This window comes from Flavobacterium sp. CHNK8, from assembly GCF_019774515.1.
In the GTDB taxonomy this organism is placed as follows: Bacteria; Bacteroidota; Bacteroidia; order Flavobacteriales; family Flavobacteriaceae; genus Flavobacterium; species Flavobacterium tiangeerense.
Genome location: NZ_CP081492.1, coordinates 2,745,754 through 2,767,536 on the forward strand (window position 1 = coordinate 2,745,754; position 21,783 = coordinate 2,767,536).

General features: G+C 33.3%; 13 protein-coding genes. 2 read left to right on the top strand and 11 right to left on the bottom strand.

Translation table 11 applies throughout. From position 1 onward, the window contains the following. Window positions 1-105: 105 nt before the first annotated feature. The 7 genes from K5V07_RS11925 to K5V07_RS11955 all read right to left on the bottom strand — a co-directional run bounded on the left by K5V07_RS11925 (window position 106) and on the right by K5V07_RS11955 (window position 14,519). Complete coding sequence (locus K5V07_RS11925) at window positions 106-2,064, bottom strand: putative porin (protein WP_221917640.1); 1,959 nt, start codon at window positions 2,062-2,064, stop codon at window positions 106-108. Window positions 2,065-2,225: 161 nt separating this feature from the next. Continuing rightward, a complete protein-coding gene (locus K5V07_RS11930; RefSeq protein ID WP_221917641.1) occupies window positions 2,226-2,993 on the bottom strand; it encodes a hypothetical protein in 768 nt (255 codons plus the stop codon). Window positions 2,994-3,012: 19 nt separating this feature from the next. Beyond that, window positions 3,013-4,491, bottom strand: a complete 1,479-nt coding sequence (locus K5V07_RS11935; protein ID WP_221917642.1) for a RagB/SusD family nutrient uptake outer membrane protein — start codon at window positions 4,489-4,491, stop codon at window positions 3,013-3,015. Between the two features lie 11 nt (window positions 4,492-4,502). Continuing rightward, a complete protein-coding gene (locus K5V07_RS11940; RefSeq protein WP_221917643.1) occupies window positions 4,503-7,565 on the bottom strand; it encodes a SusC/RagA family TonB-linked outer membrane protein in 3,063 nt (1,020 codons plus the stop codon). A 165-nt stretch (window positions 7,566-7,730) separates the two neighbouring features. Further along, window positions 7,731-9,683, bottom strand: a complete 1,953-nt coding sequence (locus K5V07_RS11945; RefSeq protein WP_221917644.1) for a S8 family serine peptidase — start codon at window positions 9,681-9,683, stop codon at window positions 7,731-7,733. Window positions 9,684-9,884: 201 nt separating this feature from the next. Continuing rightward, a complete protein-coding gene (locus K5V07_RS11950; protein WP_221917645.1) occupies window positions 9,885-11,348 on the bottom strand; it encodes a SusD/RagB family nutrient-binding outer membrane lipoprotein in 1,464 nt (487 codons plus the stop codon). 15 nt (window positions 11,349-11,363) lie between these two features. Continuing rightward, a complete protein-coding gene (locus tag K5V07_RS11955) occupies window positions 11,364-14,519 on the bottom strand; it encodes a SusC/RagA family TonB-linked outer membrane protein (protein WP_221917646.1) in 3,156 nt (1,051 codons plus the stop codon). 184 nt (window positions 14,520-14,703) lie between these two features. Between K5V07_RS11955 and K5V07_RS11960 the strand changes: the two genes are divergently transcribed. After that, window positions 14,704-15,363, top strand: a complete 660-nt coding sequence (locus K5V07_RS11960) for a ribonuclease HII (RefSeq protein WP_221917647.1) — start codon at window positions 14,704-14,706, stop codon at window positions 15,361-15,363. 209 nt (window positions 15,364-15,572) lie between these two features. Here K5V07_RS11960 and lipB read toward each other — a convergent pair whose 3' ends face one another. The 3 genes from lipB to K5V07_RS11975 are packed head-to-tail and all read right to left on the bottom strand — an operon-like array spanning window position 15,573 to window position 17,853. Then, on the bottom strand, window positions 15,573-16,277 hold the full coding sequence (lipB, locus tag K5V07_RS11965) for a lipoyl(octanoyl) transferase LipB (RefSeq protein WP_221917648.1): 705 nt from the start codon (window positions 16,275-16,277) through the stop codon (window positions 15,573-15,575). Between the two features lie 5 nt (window positions 16,278-16,282). Further along, the gene (locus K5V07_RS11970; protein ID WP_221917649.1) at window positions 16,283-17,074 is read right to left on the bottom strand and encodes a hypothetical protein; all 792 of its coding nucleotides are present in this window, start codon (window positions 17,072-17,074) and stop codon (window positions 16,283-16,285) included. Between the two features lie 53 nt (window positions 17,075-17,127). Next, complete coding sequence (locus tag K5V07_RS11975; protein ID WP_221917650.1) at window positions 17,128-17,853, bottom strand: hypothetical protein; 726 nt, start codon at window positions 17,851-17,853, stop codon at window positions 17,128-17,130. A 267-nt stretch (window positions 17,854-18,120) separates the two neighbouring features. Here K5V07_RS11975 and lysS point away from each other — a divergent pair, with 267 nt between their 5' ends. Beyond that, entirely contained in the window at window positions 18,121-19,830 is a 1,710-nt protein-coding gene (lysS, locus tag K5V07_RS11980; protein ID WP_221917651.1) for a lysine--tRNA ligase, read from the top strand. Window positions 19,831-19,926: 96 nt separating this feature from the next. Here lysS and K5V07_RS11985 read toward each other — a convergent pair whose 3' ends face one another. Next, complete coding sequence (locus tag K5V07_RS11985; protein ID WP_221917652.1) at window positions 19,927-21,741, bottom strand: hypothetical protein; 1,815 nt, start codon at window positions 21,739-21,741, stop codon at window positions 19,927-19,929. Window positions 21,742-21,783: the final 42 nt, after the last annotated feature.

Here is a 21,783-nt window from a genome sequence, read left to right on the forward strand (position 1 = left end):
AATACAGATTGCGTTCGTGATAGAAGCGGCATCCTTTTCTTGCTTTCTTTAAGCAAGAAAAGATATAGCGCATAGCACGGAAAAACGCCCTAAAGAAAATTGAAATTAATTGAAAAAGTTCCAGATTAAACCAAAACGAATTGTGAAATCACGAGATGGATTATTAGGTGAAGCATAAAAATTATTGCCCGTAAGGCTTGAATTAAAATGTTCTGCTTTTAAGTATATTCTAGTTCTTTGAATTTTTGCATTTATAAAAAAATCTAAATTTGGATGATTACCAATTTGTTTCTCGTTTTGAACAAAAAACTCGCCAATTAACGGGTTGTATTCATTCGCAAAATATTTTGAAAAATAATTCAAAGAAACTCCCGTTTGTAAAAACAATGCATTTTTGAAGAAATAATTAGAATAATAAATGGTGTTTCGGGTTACCACTTCGGGCACATTTAAAACAACTTCGTCTTGTGTTGTTTTTTGAAATAAAACAGTATTATCTAAAGCAAAATTGCCGAAATTAATTTCTTTACTTAACTTTAATGAAGCGTAATTTAAAGTTCCATTATACTGAGCAGGCGCCACAATTTGAGTTCTAACACTCTTTTGCTGATCTGTTGCAATGTTAGTAAAGTATAAATAATCATTGAGTATGGTATATTGAAAATCAATATCAACCCAAGGAGAAACTAGATTAGCATTTAATATATTAATTTTTTCATTTTTAAAATCATTAGACCAGTTGTACTGTATAAAGCTACTTTGGTATAAGTTATAATTATTATTTGGCAATTTATTCAAATTTTGATATTGCAAAGACAGTTGAAAATCTTCATTAAAATTAAATTTAAAATTTGCATCCAGATTTGATAAAGATTGAGATGTTATAGAGCGTTGATATGAGAAATCACCAGAGAATTCTTTTCGATAAAAAGCGTATTTACCTGATATGGTATTAATATCTTGACTTAAGGAACTAGGAATGTTAGTTTGATTGTTAAAAATTAAAATCCTATTGTAATACGAATTTGATCTAAAATCATCAATAAAAAAATAAAACTTACCTAATAAACTGTTTTCAAACGTCAACCCTACTTTATTGTACAATTTATTATAACGCGTTTGGTCGTTTATATTGGAATTAATAAAAGAATCACCAAAACGTTCAACAGCTGAAGAACCTACCGTTGAGGAAACTGTACGCTGATTGAACTCGAAAAATTTATTTTCGTAGTTTACTTGATGCGATACATATAAATTTGTATTCCCTTTTTCCGGATTTATTCTGAAATTATGATCCAGAAAAATTCTTTTCCCTTTTAGGAAAGACTTGGCATCTGTAAAATACACTTCAAACCGCTGTCTATTATTAAAGCTTGTGTTTTCACTTTCAAAATCTTCAATAGTAGTAATGCCACCATTCTCTTCATTTAAAATGTCTTGAAAAGTGTAATGCGCATTTGCAAAATAACGCTTGTTCTTTGTATTATAGCTAGTAGTAAATCTAAAATTACCCGTACTTGATAACTGGTTTAAATACTCTCCTTCAGATCGAAGGCCTTTATATGCAATTGAAAAATTAAGATTCTCTGAAGTATTCAGAGTAATAAAAGCGTCTACAGATTGACCTCTTTTTATGGTAGTTTTAAAATACAACTCAGTAACAGGTGTAGCAACTGAATAATACCGTAAATGCTGAGCTTCTAAAAAATTAAAATGCTTGGCTTTAAAGCCAAACTCAGGTAATGGGTTGTACTCTCTCAGGCTATACTGCAACGTATTATAAGTTTGCCCATCATTTGCAAAAGGAAGTAAACCAAAAATATCTTTTCGAAGATAGTTATGACTGTATTCTTTTTGAATGGTCAAAGAAGTATCTATATACGTTGTATCATTATCAACTGTAATTACTTTGTAAAGATCAATTGATGCTACTTTTTTGTTTCTGAGAGAATCTGGGATCCTGAGTGATTTAGTTTTTTGTTCGATAGATTCATTTTTTACTTGAGCAAAAAATAATAAAGGGCATAACAATATGATGTAAAGAAATAAAAGACATTTTTGCATGGATGAGAATTAAGAATTAAAACCAATCATGCTACAAATGTAGATTATAAAAAAGAAGAAAAAAAGAAAAAAATAGATTAGAACCTTCTGTAAAGTAAGTATAAAAAAAAAGAGTGTTTTGAATAAAACAAAACACTCTTTTTAAGAATTAAATTTAAATTTTATGGATTTATTTCAAATGGTGTAATTTTTGTACATCCATATGCACCTGTACCAGATGCATGCTTGATGATAGAACAGTCTAATCTATAACTACCCTCATAAACACCGTCTGCTTGACCATCACAATAAACATCTTCCATAATAAGAGTATACTTACCGTTTGGCAAGTTAATGTTATGGGTATAAACTTTTCCTCTACTAGCCGCAGATGAAGCAGGTCCATAAGTTCCAGGAGGGATTGATGCAACAACTACACCAGCAGCATTTTTGATTTTCCAAGAAGTTTCTTCTGCATACGCATCTGTAGTTACAGTTAAAACAACATTATTACAAACAACTTTTTTGTTATAATTAATTGTAGCAACTTCATTAAATGCTGAACCTCCTGCTGGAGCAACTAATTTCACAAGTAGAGAATAAGCAATACCGTCTTGTAATGAAACAGTATTCAAATCTACATCTAAAGTTCCTTCATAAGAACCCGCAGGAATAGTAGCAACTCCAATTTTGTAAGAAGCAGCAGCTCCAGTAGATTTTGCATCTGCAACAGCTTGAAAAGTTCTAGAAGCAGTTGAAACTGTAGTTACAGATACAGGAATAGTAACTTTAGTTCCCTCTGGTGGAACAGTAATGTTGTAACTCCTTGTGGTAAACTGAATACCTTGTTGACCGTTCACGTTATCAAACTCAACAGTCTCTTTTTCACAACTTGCAAATAACCCAATAACTAGAGCAAATGCAGCTATTTTTAAAATATACTTTTTCATGATTGATTAAATTAATTAATTAGTAACCTGGATTTTGTTGATTTTTAATACCTGTATTAGCAGCTAATTCTTGGAAAGGAATTGGCATTGTAAATCTAAAATCATTACTTGGAATAGAACAAGCATTAAAAGCAGAACAATCCTCAGGCGCTCTATCAATGGTAACACCAGCCTTAACACCTAAACGTTTCAAATCTAAATAACGATGACCTTCAAAACACAGTTCTATTCTACGTTGATTTAGAATTTGAGCAAAAGCAGCTTGTTTGTTTGCTGGCACAGGAATTACAGGAGCAGTACCTGCAACAAAACGAGCATTTGTAACAGCTTGCAATTGTGCAGCAACACCAACATAATTATCAGCCTCAGCTAGAGCTTCAGCCTTTAAAAAATACATTTCCGCAGTTCTAAAAATCTTAATATCATTTAACTGTACAATACCTCCAGAACCTGGATATTTACCAATGACAATTCTTCCACCTGCTGGATCTGAAGATGGACTTAAAAATGCACGCCTTCTAATGTCATTAGTATTGTTCAATAAATTATACAATCTAGTACTCATTTCATAAAAAGGAGAACCATTCACGGTACTGTTTACAGAAGCCCAAGTAGCATTGATTAATCGGTTTCCTGGAACACGCTCCAATTTAAAAATAACTTCATTTTGAGTTGCAGTTGGAATTGCAACATCAGACCAAATATTCAAATACAATGAAGTTGCTTCAGTTGCAATAGTTGCAGATCTTGGCGTCAAAGGATATTTCGTAATTAATTCATCCGCCAATGTAGTAACTTCGCTATATTTTCCTCTGTAAGCTGCCATTCTAGCTTTAAATGCTTTTACAAAATCAGTTGATACAAAAGTACGTGTAGTATTAGTATTAGATGACGCATTCAATGAAGATGCAAAATTCAAATCTTCATTAATCAAAGCAAAAACTTCACCATTTGTATTTCTAGGCAATTGATCCAGTACTGTAGGTACAAAATCAAGCTTAATTACTCCTAAAGCAGAGTCACTAGTTAAGTCAGTAGAAAAGTGGCTTAATAAAACAAAGTGTCCCCAAGCTCTAATAATATGAGCTTGCGCTACAATGTCATTGTAAGTAGCAAGATTTGCAGCAGTTGGTGTTACTAATTTAGCACCTGCAATTACTCTGTTAGCTCTGTTTATCAATGAATAATTACTAAGCCAAATGTTAGCAGCATCAGCAGAAGCAGCATTCAAATTAAACACATACTCCCCACCATTTAAACCTTGGCCACCATTTGCAAAACCAATGGCAACTTCATCAGTAAAAACAGTACTAAAGGCAATTGGATTTTCTCCTGCGATTGCAGCATAAACTCCATTAAGTCCTAATTGTAAATCACCTACTGTTTGAAAAGTAACATTCGGGCCTAATTCTCCTGGTTGAACAATCTCTAGTGCATCATCACAAGATGAAAAGACCGTCACTATTAATGCTATTAAAATAAAATTAATCTTTTTCATATCTTTTTTTATTAAAATTCTAATTGTAATCCTACAGAAAATAATTTCGGGGTAGGGTATTGATATTGATCAGCAGTACGTGGGCTTTCAGCATCCCAACCTCTCCATTTCGTGAATGTAACTAAGTTTTCACCTTGAACAAAAATTCTTACCGATTTAAACGGTGTTTTCTCAATTTGTTTTTTAGGTACATCATATCCAAATGAAGCGAATCTTAATCTAACATAAGAAGCATCCACTAAATATCTATCAGAGTTATTTTGCGCAGCATAATTTGTAGCTTTTAAAGACGGAATATCAGTAACTCTATTCGTTGGCGTCCATGCATTCAACAAATCTGCAGACACATTGAATACACCAATGTTATTAGTTGGATTTTGTAGACCTTGTAAATCAAAGTCAATTCTGTATACTTCAGCAGCAAAAGAAAAGTTAGTATCAAAATAGAACCCTTTGTATTTGGTATTAAAACCAAAACCTCCTTGATACAACGGTATACGTGATTTACCAGTAAGAACTCTATCACCTGTAATGTTTGGATTTTCTGTTACTTGTCCAGATGCAGTCAAGAACAATAAGTTACCATTTGCAGGGTTCACACCAGCATATCTAGTTAAGAAAAATTCATCAATAGTTCTACCTTCTTGAATTACAGTTGTAGTGTTATCAATTACACCTGTTGTACCTGCAACATCCAAAATTGTATTTTTATTATATGAACCATTAAAATTTAATGTCATATTAAAATCTCCAGCTTTATCTGCCTTAAATAAATCATAGTTTAAAGTAGCTTCAACTCCCTCATTTTTAAGGGCTCCAAAGTTTTTACTAATCCCTGTAGTTGCATTTACACCTGAAAGTGGAACACTTAAAAACAAATCAGTTGTTTTTTTACGATATACATCGAATGAACCTCTCAATCTACTTTTGAAAATTTCAAAATCAACACCTACGTTAGCTTGAGCCGTAGTTTCCCATTGCAAATCTGGAACAGCTAATTGACTTAATATAAAAGATTGTGTTCCATTATAACCCGTCCCTGTAGTGTACAATTCTCTTGTATTATTTAATGCAAGATATACCCCATTTGAAATATCTTGATTTCCAGAAGTACCATAAGAACCTCTTAATTTTAATCCGTTGAAGACAGAACCTTGCATGAATGCTTCTTTGTCAATATTCCAACGTCCGCTTAAAGAATAAAAAGTACCCCATCTGTAGTCTTCAGCAAATCTTGATGATGCATCTCTACGAATAGAAGCTCCAAAACCATATTTACTATCGTAATCGTAATCAACATTTCCAAAATAAGACAACAATCCTGTCACTGCACGTGAAGCAGATACTGTAGGAACGTTTCTATCATCGGCTGGACCATCAAGGATATATCCTGTACCAGCTCCGGGAGAAGTAGTTTTTGGATTTAAACCTCTTTGTGTGAATGTAAATGCATTTCTATTCGACTTAATATACTCTAAATAGGCGCCTGCATTAATCGTGTGTTTTTCATTAAAAGAACGGTTGAAATTTAGACGCGTTGTTGATGATAACGCTAAATCTCTTTCAAAAAATTGATTTTCAGTATCTGGAGCAGTTGCAGCAGCACTAAAAAGCAAAGTATTAAATGCTGTTGGACTCTGCCAAGTATAAGAATTCCCCTGAGTATAATCTAAACCTAAGGCTGTTCCTAAAGTTAAATCTCTAGTAATCTTATAAGAACCATCAAGATTTACAAGACCTTTTAATTCATCTAATCTATTCTGGAAAGTTTTAAGTTTGTCAATTAAGAATAAAGGAGTCAATAACAATGTACCACCTTGAGCGTTATAATCTGCCAACAATTGTTGACTAGTACTGTATTCATTTGGTGAAATGTAAGGAGCACTATTGTTAGCACCTAAAACATAGTTTTGATTTACCCCACCTGTTCCAATTGCATTTGCTTCGTTTCTTCTAGAAAAATTAAGAGAAGTTGTTGTAGCATAAGCAAACTTATCGTTATTAGACTTTCCTGTAAGATTATTTCTGAAACTGAATCTTTTTAAATCAGATCCCTTCAAAATACCTTGTTGATCAAAATAACCTAACGATGTAAAAGATGTAGCATTTTTACCACCACCTGATATACTTACTACGTGGTTTTGAGTTACACCAGTTCTAAAGAAATATTTATTCCAGTTGGTGTTTGGAGCAGCTGCAATTTGAGCATCTGTCATTGGACCCCCACCAGGACCTCTTGTAAAACCTCTACCTCTACCAAATGCACGCTCTGTTGTAAGGAGCTCTTGTGCATTCATCAAGTTGTAATCTGTTTTTTGCAAAGTAGAAAAACCAGTTGTAGATGTGTACTTAACACTTAAAGGAGAATCAAAATTTCCTTTTTTAGTTTTAACAATGATAACACCATTTGCACCTCTATTTCCGTAAATAGATGTAGCTCCTGCATCTTTTAATACAGATACAGATTCAATATCATCTGGGTTGATACTTCTAAAGTTGTCGTTATTCAATGGAATACCATCAATAACGAATAAAGGTTCAACTTTACCATTAATAGATCCTGTACCCCTGATAATAACCTGGCTATTTCCACCTGGCTGCCCTGTACCTGAAGTAATATTCAAACCAGCTACTTGTGCTTGCAATGTTTGAATGAAAGAAGCATTAGGTCTTCCTTCAATTGTTTGTGCGCTTACTGTAACCGAAGCAACATTTGATTTTGCTTTTGTTTTTGTAACGTTGTAACCTTCAACAATTACATTTTCTAGAACCATGTTATCGTCCTCTAATTGCACATTTACTCTGGTTTGACCACCTACAACAACTGTAACAGTCTTAGAGCCTACGATAGAAAAAACTAATCTTTCACCAACAGATGCCTTTATAGCATAGCCTCCGTTAAAATCAGTTTGAACACCGCGTTTTGTACCTTGTACCACAACATTTACCCCTGGCATAGTCATTTGATCGGCTTTTGATGTAACAGTACCCGAAACAGTTTTCTCTTGCGCAAAGGAAAACTGAATAAAGAACGCTAAACATAGCGTCATAATCCAAGTAAACTTTGATTTCATAAATTTTTTTTTTGAGTTTGTTAAAAGACAAAACTATTAATTAATTATTAATTAACAAACTTTTAATAGTTAATATTAATAATATATTAAATAACGTTCGAAGTCCGTAATAGATTGTTAAAATCCATGAATATTTAAATATTGTATGGTTTTACTTTAAAAAAATTAATTTTTAACGATTTTCCATATGGATTGCTTCACACCTTGTTTAACTACAAACAAATAAATTCCTTTTTCTAATGACTCAACGTTAACAGAAGTATAATTTAATACACTTTTGTCATCCATTTTCTTAACTAATTGAAGTTTTCCTAATATGTCATAAATTTCAAAAGTTATAGATTCATTTGATTCTGATTCAAAAGCAACATTGACTATATCGTTCATTGGATTAGGCCATACATTTAAAGACTTAAAATTTGATTCTGTAACATTTAAAGTATTTTCCTCAACACCTGATATAATTAATGAAAAATCTTGACTACCACCAACCAAGTTTCCTTTATGACTAACTGTAACAGTATAAAAATCATTGGAAGGATTTTTTATCTCTATCTTTTCAACATTATCAACAGTGTTATCTGCTTTGATGGCAGGTTGTGATTTATCGTCATTCAAACGCCAAGGTAAAAAAACATCATTATTTCTTGTTATTCTTATATCAAGATCATTCACTAACACAGGAGTTTTTAAATCTACAGTACCTGTATTTGTAAAACCTGCTCTATCTGTCCATGATATAGTTGCCATAAGAGGCTCGCTACCATTAGACTTTACTACTCTTGTAATTGTATTTCCTTGTTGAAAAACAGTTGATCTTGAATCAAATTCCTCTATAAGTACTTTCTTGTTTGTGACGAATGCATTTGATATTAATACAGCCGCTTTTTCAGCGTTCAATAAACCCCACCCAAACTTTGGATCTGGACCATCTGCTTCACCTGCTTCATCAGCACTATGAACCATAAGACCTCTTAAAGTTGCAGATCTCATAAAATTTCGTGACAAATTATTAAAATGTTCTTGCAACAACAATAAAGTTCCTGTAACACCAGGTGCAGCCATAGATGTCCCAGAAATAGTACCATACCCTTTATTTCCTGCTGCGTTAGTTGTTGAGAAAACATTAACCCCCTTAGTTGAAATATCCGGTTTAACGCGATTATCATCTGTAGGACCCCAGCTGCTAAAATTAGACATTACAACACTACTCGGGTCTACATAACCTGATGTACTCAAACCTTCTACAGCTGCAACTACTATTGCGTTTTTGGCCGTGCTAAAATCAGTTAATAAATCATAACCGTCTTTAGCACCATTGATGCTTGGAGCTTTATTTCGATCATTTCCTGCTGCTATTACTGGCTGGTAATAAGGAGCCTCAAAAGTAATTTGGTCTAAATCTCTTGAGTCTGACCTATAAGCGCCAAAGATAAATTCAGGAAAATTAGCATTAGATGCTGCAAGTCCATAGGAATGATTAGAAAGTAGCAATCCGTTATTCATTGCCAATTCAGTCATCTCTTCAATATCACGAGTCCAGTTACTTACATAAGCAAAGGCTTTATAGGCCATGCCTCTACCAGATCCATTAGGAGAGTTAACTCCTGAGCTGATCATTGTACCCGTAACGTGTGAGGAATGATATGAAGTAGGACTTGTATTGTTGTCATAAATAAAAGCTCGTCCTCCAAAATCTTCATGACCAATCGTAGCATTATCCTGATCCCATACAGCAACAAATAAACCTTCACCTGTAAGATTTAATCCCAAGCCGCCATTAGGCTGCAGTTTATTAGCACGAGACGTAAAAGCAGAACCCACATTTTTTGTCTCACGGTATAGAGGAAATCCTGAATCAGTAATTTCTTTGATTTCAGCAAAATTACCCTCAGGGGTAACAAAACTAATCGGCCATCCATTAAGTTTTGCTAAACTTAAAGTCTTAGCATACTTCTCAGAATGTTCTTTTGCAAAATGATTTTTTAAACGATGAAGATTAGAAATATTTGATTGTTTTAAAATCGCATCACGGTTTTTAACGTTTTGTGCATAAATAATTGAAGAACCAAATAAAAGTGAAACAAAAAAGAGTGATTTAATAGTATTTTTTTTCATAATTAGATAAATAAAAAAGTAAAGTGCTAAATTAAGAAAATTTACATCTAAAAATTGTTAAAAAATCAATACAAATCACAGAAAAACAACTAAAAGAAATTTATTTAGGAATATTTGTATCAAATAGAAAATTGATAAAAAAAATAGTAATGCAAAAAAAAACCTTCTCATTTAGAGAAGGTTTTCAAAAAAGTAATTTATTTATTGTCTAGTATCCCAGAACACTTTCACATTCATATCTGCTTTTTGCTTCACATTTTCAGAATTTAGATCAATTTCAGTCTGTGGGTAAAATAAAGATCTTGGAATAGCAGTTGTAACTGCATTAGAAGGAAGTGTAAGAGCTGGATATCCTGTTCTTCTCCAGTCCGTCCATGGCTCTAAAAGCACTCCATAATTAGCTACATACTTTTCAGTAATAATTTGCTCTAATTTTTGAGCATTAGTACCTGTTAAAGTACCATTTGCAGCTAAATAAGTTGTGATATCTGTAGCACTTACACCCGCTGATTCCATAGAAGCCGTTATACCTGCTCTAAAAAAAGTATCTGCATTACCTGGTGAAGCAAATCTTAAAGCAGCTTCAGCTCTAATAAAGTTATATTCTGCAAAAGTTAACATTCTAATAGGAGCAGCTCCTGAGTAGGCTGCTGTTAAGAAAGCACCTCTTAAATATGTATGGAACTTTGAATAACTATTTGCTGCAGCTGGAGCTCCAGAAACAGCTCCCACATAATTTCCAGAACCAGCTGGGAATTGAGTGAAAAAGAATTGTCTACGTGGATCAGTTTTACCATTCATGATATTAACCAAACGCGCATTAACAACTAGTTGACCAACTCTAGCAGTTTCAAACTGATCGATTGGGTTTCTAGCATTTGCAGCATCTAAAAAGTTCATTTGAAAGTTATCAGCATTGCTAGTAAAAAGTGGCGCACCAGAACCTACTAATTGATCAATACTAGATTTTGCAAAAGTTGGATTTTTTTCACTGTAGTGAATGTAAATTCTCAACTTTAAAGTATTAGCAAGTTTTATCCAATTATTTTTCGTTGAAGAAAAAGCACCTGGAAAAATAGTACTATTTGTACCTGGAGAAATATTGGAAGTAGTAGCATTAACTTCTGCAATACCTTCATCCAAAAGCTTAACGATACCTGTATAAATTTCTTCATCAGAATCGTATTTAGGCTTTGTGTTTGCAGCTAATTTTTGAGTGTCTGAAAAAGGAATTTTACCCCAAGTATCAACTGCAACTTGATATGAATATGCTTTCATAATCTTTGCAACACCTGAATAGTGCGGGCTATTAGTAGCTTTAGCATTTGTAATAATGTTTTCAGCATCGTTTAATATTGTAGCATATAAACTTGACCAAGCATTATTTTGATCAGCACCAGAAATTTGGAACGATTCATATAACTGAGTTTGATTTAAAGCACCAGTACTTTGACCTGAAAATTGCTGGGTAATTAATGACGAAAATCTGTTTAAATCACTTCCAGCAAAAAAACCAACATTCACAGTCAATGAAGTTAATTGCTGATTAATAGGCGCAGTTAAGATATTGTCTCTATCTTGATTTATGTCTCCAAATTCACAACTGCTTGAAACAAATGCAGCTAAAAATAACGAAGCAATTATTGAAACTTTTATATTTTTCATATTTCTAATTTATTATTAAAGTACTACTTTAAGATTCACACCAATTGTTCTTGTATTTGGCAATGAGTTAAATTCTAATCCTTGTGCATTACTAATACCCAAAGCATTTTGCTCAGGATCAAAGTGTGGATAATTCGGAGCATGTAAGAATAAATTTCTACCAAAAGCACCAACTTCAAATTGTTTGAAAGGAGTTTTATCTAAAAGTTTAGAACTTAATTTATAAGAAAGAGAAACCTCTCTTACTCTGAACCAAGATGTATCATAAATAAAACCTTCTGCAGCAACATATTTACCTGTGTTACCAAAATAATTTTGTGTTGTTACAGCAGTTGTATTAGGTTGACCTGCATTAGCACCTGATGCATATACACCTTGGTAGGTATACGGCTTAGAAGGAGTTACTCCATCAGCTTCAAATCTATTGAACTCAGCTGTTTCAATTGCAACACCATTTCTTTGAACGTCAGCAATATTTCTTGAATATTGATCCCCACCCTCTTTAATATCTAACAATACGTATAAGTTAAAGTTTTTAACTGTGAAATTATTAGTAATACCCATTGTAAATTTCGGGTTTGGATTACCAATTTTCTTAACATCAGGTGTGGCCAAAGGTAAGCCTGTAGTAGGATTAATTAATAGATTCCCAGCAGCATCTCTTTGATATGCTGAACCGTAAATTTGTCCATATTCATCACCAGCAACAAGTCTGATATTAGGAGTCGTAAATCCACCTAAGAATATATTAGAAACTCCTGGCGCCAATTCCTCAACCATAGATTTGAATTGAGTGTAATTTACACCAATATCCCATGAAAAATTCTTAGATTTAATTGGAGTACCAGAAACCATTAATTCAACACCTTTTGTAGAAAGTCTTCCTGCATTTCTTAAAACAGAAGTTACACCTGAACCAGCAGAAACTGGAACACTCAAAATTACATTACGAGTATTACGGTTGTAGCTAGTTGCATCAATAGTCAACCTATTATTGAAAAATCCAAACTCAGCTCCAAAAGAAACCTCTCTTGTAAACTCTGGAGTAATATCCGCATTTCCAGCACCATTACCTAATGTAAAACCTGCCAAACCATTGTATGGAAAAGTAATTTGAGGGCCAAAACCATCAGAAGCTAATCCTTGTACATAGTAAGAATCAGTACTATAAGCTGGCGCTCCTTTACCTACTTCTCCTGCACTAGCTCTAAATTTTATTAAATTAATTTTATTATTTAATTTAATTCCAGGGAAAGCTTCAGTTAAGACAAAACTACCTGAAATGGCTGGGTAGAAAATAGAATTGTTAGCTGGCGCTAAAGTAGATGACCAGTCATTTCTTGCTTTTACGTTAACCGAAAGAAAATTTCTATACTCAACAGCCACATCTCCAAAAACTCCATATATTTTAGAGCTTGTCATACCCGTTTCAGGTAAGTAAGTTGTAGCATTTTTTATATTTCTAAAACCTGGAACAGTTAAACTGTATCCAAATACATTTGAAGCATAGCTGTAATTACTGTTGATTTCATTACCTAATGTACCTGAGAATGTAAAATCATTAATTTTTTTATTCGCATTCAAAGTAAAATATGAATTCACATTGTGTACGTTATTTACTCTGTCAACAATACCACCTACTCTAGCACCACTTGATCCAGTAAATCCTCCACCTCTGTTTCCTATTTGATCAAAACCTTTACTTGTTAGGTTATAAAAATCAGTACCGATTTTAAAATCAGCACTTAACCAAGATGTAAATTCATACTTTGCATTAAAGTTCCCTAAAATTCTGTTCACTTTATCGTTGTAAGTATTGTTTTTAATACTCCAGTATGGATTATCCTCACCTGCAAAATACAATTGTTGACCTGTTGCATTTTCAAAAGGCAATCCAGTTAAGTTGTAAGATCTTGGTGTAAAATAAGCTCTAAACAATGGGTTTGATAATTGATTCCCTTGAAGTGTTCTCTCAGATGAAGTGTTCGTGTAAGTAAATGAAGCACCAACAGTAAATCTATCAGAAACATCAGTTGTACCCGTAAACGTTAAGTTGTTACGAACTAATTTATTATTATCCAACACATACGTTTCCTCTGTATTTCCATAAGCAATTCGGTATGAAGATTTCTCTGAACCACCACTAAAACTTAAGTTGTTCTGGATATTGTATGATTGTTTAAAGATATCTCTAACATTATTTTTGTAAGCTTTAAGAATTTCTGGTTGACCAAATGAATTCGTAATGGTTTGTCCAGCTATTCTAGGCCCCCAAGATGTTGTAACTCCTCCACCAGGACTATTTACGTTACCGATTTGTGTTGGTGTTAAAGTACCATTTAAACCTTGTGCATATTCATTCTGATAATCAGGCAAACGATTTACTGTACCTGCATTGAAACTTGTATTAAAAGTAATAGAAGATCTTTCTCCCTTTTTACCTTTTTTAGTAGTTATAGAAATTACACCAGAAGCCCCTCTAGAACCATACAATGCTGTAGAAGCTGCATCTTTAAGTACGACAATATTTTCAATATCTTCAGGATTGATATCAATCGCTCTATTTGAAGAAGATGAACCTCTTTGTAATTCTGTAGCACCACCACTATTGTCAATTGGAACACCATCAATTACATATAAAGGTTGGTTACTTCCAGTAAAAGTAGTAAAACCACGAATAATAACACTTGACCCCGTAAATGCTCCACCAGAACCTGACACACGCACACCTGGTACTTTACCAACAAGTTGGTTAGTTACGTTTGTTGCTCTTGCAGCTGTTAATTGTGTAGCATCAATTTTTGTAGTCGAATACCCTAGTGATTTACGATCTCTCTTTATACCAAAAGATGTAACTACCACTTCTTCCAAAGCATTATCAGCTTCAACAAGTTTAATGTTAACTGTTGATGATCCTGTAACAGACACTGCAACTTCTTTCATACCAATAAATGAAAAAACCAACGTCTGACCAATACTTGCTTTAATGGCATACTTACCAGCTAAGTCCGTTTGAACACCATTTCTCGTTCCTTTTACAAGAACATTCGCCCCAGGGATTGGACCAGTTGCATCTGATACTATACCCGAGATAGTTCTTTCTTGCGCAAAAGAAAACTGCATAGAGAACGCTAGTAAAAGCGTAAAAATCCATTTAAATTTTGATCTCATATTAAATATGTTTTGATTTAGTTATGTAACAAAAATCATAATAAATTCTTAAAAAACCAAATTTTTAGAAAATTTAACACAAATCATGTTACATTTAATTTAAAACTTCTGAATATTACAAAAACATCTTACCTGAAAAAATCACAATCCTTCAATTTAATCTTAATTTTGAGTAAAAAATACAATGCTATTATCTCATTACTATAAGTCATCTTTAGAAGCTGGAGCTGACGAAGCCGGTAGAGGCTGTTTAGCTGGGCCAGTTACAGCAGCCGCGGTGATACTTCCTGAAAACTGCACTATTCCTTTGTTGAACGATAGTAAAAAATTATCCGCTAAAAATAGAAATGAGTTAAGACCTATTATTGAAGAAAAAGCGCTGTCCTATGCTGTAACACATCTTGAACCTTTAATTATTGACGAAATTAATATTTTGAATGCATCAATAAAAGCCATGCAGGAATGCGTATTAAAATTAAATCCAAAACCTTTATCCGTAATTATAGATGGCAATTCTCCTTTTTTACCTAAAACTGGAATTAAAAATCGCGGCGGTTTACTTTTCAGTGAAACTGAAATTGAAATATTAACCACAACACCTAGTGCCTGTATTATTAAAGGTGATGCAAAGTACCAAAGTATAGCTGCTGCTTCAATATTAGCCAAAACGTATCGGGATGAATACATGAACCGTATTCATGAAGAATTTCCTATGTATAACTGGAATAAAAATAAAGGATACCCCACTAAAGACCATAGAGAGGCGATAAAAAAATATGGTATCACAAAATACCATCGTTTGAGTTTTAAACTTCTACCTGAACAATTAAAGCTTAATTTATAAAATGGCCAATCAAATTACTATAATTATACTTTTTTAAAACTTTCAATGAAGCCTATATGAAGTTATATATTTCATGAAAAATTCTACCTATATATATAATCAAAAAAAAAGTTTCATTTAAGACAAAAAAGTTGACAATTGAAAAATAGACTTGAGTTCATCTATACCTTTTTATAAATTAGAAAATAAGTCTATAAACTTATTAAAGTTTATTCTTTAACCAAAGTACATTCAAAAAGATTTTTAAAATGATGCAGGATTTTTTCTTTTACTTCACTTTCATTCACTTCTTTTACTCCTAGCTCCACATTTAGTGAAGTCACAGCTTTTCCTTTTATACCACAAGGAATAATATTGTCAAAATAACCTAAGTCCACATTTACATTCAATGCAAACCCATGCATGGTAACCCATCGCGATGCTCGAACACCCATGGCACATATTTTTCTGGCAAATGGTGTTCCTACACCAAGCCAAACACCAGTCTCTCCTTCGCTACGGCCGCAGGCAAGACCATATTCTTGTAGTGTAAGAATAATTGATTCTTCTAATAAACGAAGATACTTATGAATGTCTGTGAAAAAATTTTCTAAATCGATAATTGGGTAGCCTACTATTTGTCCTGGTCCGTGATAGGTAATGTCACCGCCTCTATTAATTTTATAAAAAGTAGCACCTTTGGCTTCCAGTTGCTTTTCAGATAAAAGCAAGTTAGTCAAGTCACCACTTTTACCAAGTGTATATACATGCGGATGCTCTACAAAAAGAAAATAATTAGGTGTTGCCAATTCAAGTTCCTCTCGACGATTCTGAATTTTTAAATCTACAATACCCTTGAACAATTCTTCCTGGTATTCCCAAGTTGCTTTGTAATCTTTATTTCCTAGATCTTGAAGTTGGATTTTTTTATTCATTTTATTTAATTTTCAAACAGCACTTTAAATCCTAGTTGATCACTATTCGCTTTTAAGTTTTCTATAGGAATCTCAACCACAAAGCTTTTTTTATCCTCTGAAATCTTAGCGTCCTTTAATGAGATGCTTTTTATCTTTTTGGGGAAATGATATTCTAAAGAATATTTACATTCCTTAAACATATCCTGCATTTTTTTTGAGAATTCATCATCAGCTTCTTTTTTAGCACTCTTTTTTTTACTCTTAGCAACAGAAGTTGAATTTTTTATTTCTTTATTATTTTTATCTAATACTTTCTTTTCAAAACTAGCACCATCATAAGCAAACGAAGTTCTAAAATCATTCTCGTCCTCTGATTTTTTAGAAACCTTACCTCCTAACCTTTTATCTGATAATGATAATACCTCAGCACTTTTTAGAGGAGACACCATATTTTTCAAGCTATCTAAAGACGCAAAATCAAATGCCATATTGTATTCAAACAGCTGTTTTTCTTCATTGACTTTTAAATTAATTTTAAAATCCTCAAGCAATTTTAACTGTTCTTTTTCTACCATAGAGAGTTTACCAATGCTGTCACTCATTTTTGAAAACATTTCCTTGAATGTAAAAACAGTATCTACATTTTTAGGAACTTTTGCAGAGTCACTTTTTGGCCCTCCCATTTTTAATAGAGCAGCCATATCAAATCCATACGAAAATGTTCCTGAACCGTTTTCATTTATTACCATTTTCTCTTTTATGGTACAACTCACTATTGAAATGAGAATCAAAAGAAATACTACTATTCTTTTCATATTTTTTTTTGTTCAAATATACAAACTCTTTACAAAAGAATCCGAACTCATTATTACTCCAAAACCACCTCTAAGTTAGTACTGTCTGGATTGTATAGACAATCTGTAATTTTAAAATCTAATTGCAATGATTTTTGATCAGAACTAATTTTAGCATTTGGGTTTGAAACCGATTTTATTTTTAATGGAAACTGGTATTTGAGCACAAAATTTTCTACTAGTTTTAATGAAGCGTAATGTTTTTTGTTAGCCTCTACTCTTGCTTGCTCCGATTTAAGTCTTTCTGGATCTGTGATTTTAACAATTCGTTTAAAAATTTTATCATCATAGCTATATTGTACACTAAAATAATGTTCCTCGGCAGCCAATGCATAATTGTGAATGATATCACTTACATAATTTTCGGTTTTTAAAAGGTCGGCCACTTCTTCAACCGCCTTAAATTCTTGCGTAAAAGTAGTTTTGAAATGTTTTTCGATTGAACTCTTTTTTATATAAACCGTTACTGGATTGAATTTTCCGAAAACCTCTTTTTCAAATTTTGTTAGTCTCGAAAAAGTTTCTTGGTTTTTAGCGATGACATCCTTAAAAACATAGGTAGTATCTTGGTATTCTTCTTCTTTAGAATATTCCTCTCCCATTAACAATTGGTAGCTTTGCTCATCTCTTAAAACTTCTTGAGTTATTTTACCCGATCCGTCGCCATTTATAGTAAGTGTTTCGGTAATTTGACAACTTGTCAATAAAATGAGGCTTATTAAACCTAAGAATTTTTTCATAAGAGCTACGGTGATAAAATTGAAAGCAAATATACATGAATTATACTACTTTTAGACTGCTGAAAAAATATATTTTCTAGTATTGCCCTGATAGCAGTGGCATCCTTTTTTTCTTGTTTTTGCAAGAAAAAAAGATAGAGCGAATAGCAGGAATAGGCGTCAATTGAAAGGTGATTGTGTGCATCAAAAAAGAAAAAAAAGGGGCCTTGATAAACTTTAATTTTTAAAACTTAAATAGTATCTTTGCAGACTTAAAAACAGCATATAATGGCATTATCTGAACAAGAAATATTACGTAGAGAGGCACTCACAGAATTGCGAAACCTAGGCATTGAGCCTTATCCTGCAGCAGAATTTGTTACAACAGTTTACTCTAGCGAAATCCTTGCTGACTTTGAAAAATACGAAGGCAAAGAGGTAGTTTTAGCAGGTAGATTGATGGGAAAACGCATTATGGGGAAAGCTTCATTTGCTGAATTGAAAGATGCCGAAGGACGTATACAAGTATATATTTCTCGTGATGATATTTCAAATGATGAGGAGAAAACGATGTACAATGTTGTTTTCAAAAAATTATTGGATATTGGAGATTTTATTGGTGTGCGCGGTACGGTTTTTAAGACACAAGTAGGTGAAATATCGGTGCATGTTCATGAACTCAGTGTTCTATCTAAAGCTCTAAAACCATTACCAGTTGTAAAAACAGATGCTGACGGAAAAACTTACGATGCCTTTGCAGATCCTGAACAAAGATACCGCAGACGTTATGTAGATTTGACTGTTAATGATCATGTAAAAGCTACTTTTATCAAAAGAACTAAATTGTTTAACGCCATGCGTTCTTTTTTTAATGATAAAGGATACCTTGAGGTTGAAACTCCTGTTTTACAGCCTATTCCTGGTGGCGCTGCGGCTAGACCGTTTATTACACACCACAACTCACTTGACATTCCGCTTTACATGCGTATTGCAAATGAATTGTATTTAAAAAGATTGATTGTTGGTGGATTTGATGGGGTTTATGAATTCTCTAAAAACTTTCGTAATGAAGGAATGGATAGAACGCATAACCCAGAATTTACTGCCATGGAAATATATGTAGCCTACAAAGACTACAACTGGATGATGAAATTTACCGAAAACTTACTAGAGCATTGTGCAGTAGCGGTTAACGGAACTAGCGAAGCTATTTTTGGAGAACATACGGTAAATTTTAAAGCACCGTATGCACGTGTTACCATGACGGATTCTATCAAACACTTCACTGGTTTTGATATTTCTGGTAAAAATGAGGCCGAATTGTTTGAAGCAGCTAGAGGCATGGGCATTGATGTGGACAAAACCATGGGTAAAGGAAAATTAATTGATGAAATTTTTGGCGCTAAATGCGAAGGAAACTACATTCAACCTACGTTTATTACTGATTATCCAAAAGAAATGTCTCCGCTTTGTAAACAACACCGTGATAATCCAGAACTTACAGAACGTTTTGAATTAATGGTTTGTGGTAAAGAAGTTGCCAATGCCTATTCTGAATTGAATGACCCTATTGATCAAAGAGAGCGTTTTGAGGACCAAATGCGCTTAGCAGAAAAAGGTGATGACGAAGCGAACGGTACTATTGATGAAGATTTCTTGAGAGCACTGGAATATGGTATGCCTCCTACATCTGGATTAGGAATTGGAATGGATCGTTTAATGATGTTCTTGACCAATAATTCATCTATTCAAGAAGTATTGTTGTTTCCACAAATGCGTCCTGAGAAAAAACAAGTTAAAATTGAGCTTGAAGAAGACGAAAAATTAATTGTAACACTTTTACAAGTAAATAACAATCAAATGGAATTTGGTTTGTTGAAAATCCAATCTCAATTGAGTGGTAAAAAATGGGATAAAGCCATGAAAAACCTTTCTTCATTAGGGATGACCGAAGTTGTAGTTGATGGTGATGTAAAATCTTGTAGATTAAAAGAATAAGTCTGTTCTAAAACTATATTTATAAAAAAAGAGCTTCAATTGAAGCTCTTTTTTTTTGTTTTTAAAATAAACTTGAAAATTTCAAGCCTGTTTTTATTACGCTGTCACTAATTTTGGAATCTCAATAGCAATTAGTGCGACTTTACAAATATTAAGTTGACTCTGAATCTGACATTTGGCGCTTTCGAAAAATGGAGTTTTTGAAAATAAATCTTCATAGTATTCAATCCCTTCTAGCAAATTATTTTTGAACGAATTCCATTTTTTAATTTGTCCCAAAGTTATTTCTTCGGTAACCGCTGAAATTTCATTTTTCAGATAATCCAAATACATTTTTAACTCCTTCACAAATAGATTTGGACGATCAGTAACCGTCAATACAGAAGCGTTTCCGTAAATATGCTGTACCATTTTAGACAGCGATACTTCTTGATCAAAATACGCCATATTGGGTCCTGGACAAATGATTACGCCTTGTGCCTGCCCTTTTATCTTAATGTCATTTTCAAGATACGAAGCATTGGCTAAACCCACACAAAGACAGGCTTTCTCCGTAATGCTATTTTTCTTTTTTTCGAAAACTTCTGCTGGTAAAATATCTTTTTCGAGTAGCAATTCTTCTAGTTTTAAATCTTGGTATTTCTTAGAAGATGTACAAATTCCTTTCGCATCGTATTCTTTGCTTAACGCCAAAAATCGTTTTGGACACGAACTTCCTGCTTTGCTTTCCTCAATTCGTTTCAATTTTAATTTTTCATTCGTCGTTCCTCGCAACGTATTGAAAGGAATTCCCAACGGCGAAATATGACTTAAATATAAATCATCTTCCTTGGCTCTAGCCAATAGCGCTCTGGTGTGTGTATCAACCGAAGTGGCTTCAGGAACCAATAAAAACGGGGAACCCCAACCCACAGAATCAATTTCATAATGTTCCAACAGGAAATCATGTTCTTCAGCAGTCCCTACGCCGCCTTGAACCGTGATTTTTAAATCCAAAGGTTGTTCCGGAACATGCATTTCTTTTTGCCCCAACGCTTTCACCATCAACTCATGAGCAGATTGAATCAATTGCTCTTTTTTCTGTTTGAATTCTTCCAGAATAGGTCCCAACAAATAGCCTTCGGTAGCAAAAGCATGTCCACCACAATTCAGTCCTGATTCGATTCGATATTCAGAAACCCAAAGTCCTTTTTTAGCCAAAAAATTCCCTTGAATCATAGCAGAACGAAAGTCACTCACTTTTAGTGTAATTTTCTTTTTCGGTGCATTATTTTTATCTGGAAAGAAAGCCGAAAAACTTTCGAAATAGCTGTATAATCTTGGATTCATACCAGCCGATAAAACAACCGAAGATTCTAACGTACTGTTCACAAACCCGCGAAGTGCAGCATGTGCATCATTAAAAGCAATTGGCAATTGTTCGTCTTTGATAAAATTGTCCTTATCTAATTTGGTCATAATATTAACATCAATATCACCTGGGAAAAGATTTTTCTCCAGATAATTTTTGATATTTTCTTTAAAAGCAAAACCGTCCTGCATCAAGTTTTGTAGACCCGCTTTAATCGTTGATTTGTTAGGAAGCATGGCGATATAATTTTCCAAAGCTGATTTACTTTCGGATAATTCCGTTTTGAAATTTTCGAATTTTTCCTTCACGATTTTGTCTACCAAATTCAGATAAGAAGCAATACGTTCTGCCCGATAGTCATGTATTTTTTGGGTAATTTCCTGATACGGCAAATCGAATTTCTTACTGTAAAAAGCATTCATTTTTTCGATAAGTTCATCATCCATAATTGAAATCACGGAGGAAATTCCATACTTAGCCACTCGTATCGGGCTATCAATCGTATAAGCAAGTCCCATAACTGGGATATGAAAGGTATGAAGTGGTTTACGTGTAGTCATGCTAAAATGAGTTTTATATATAAACCACAAAAATCGCGAAAG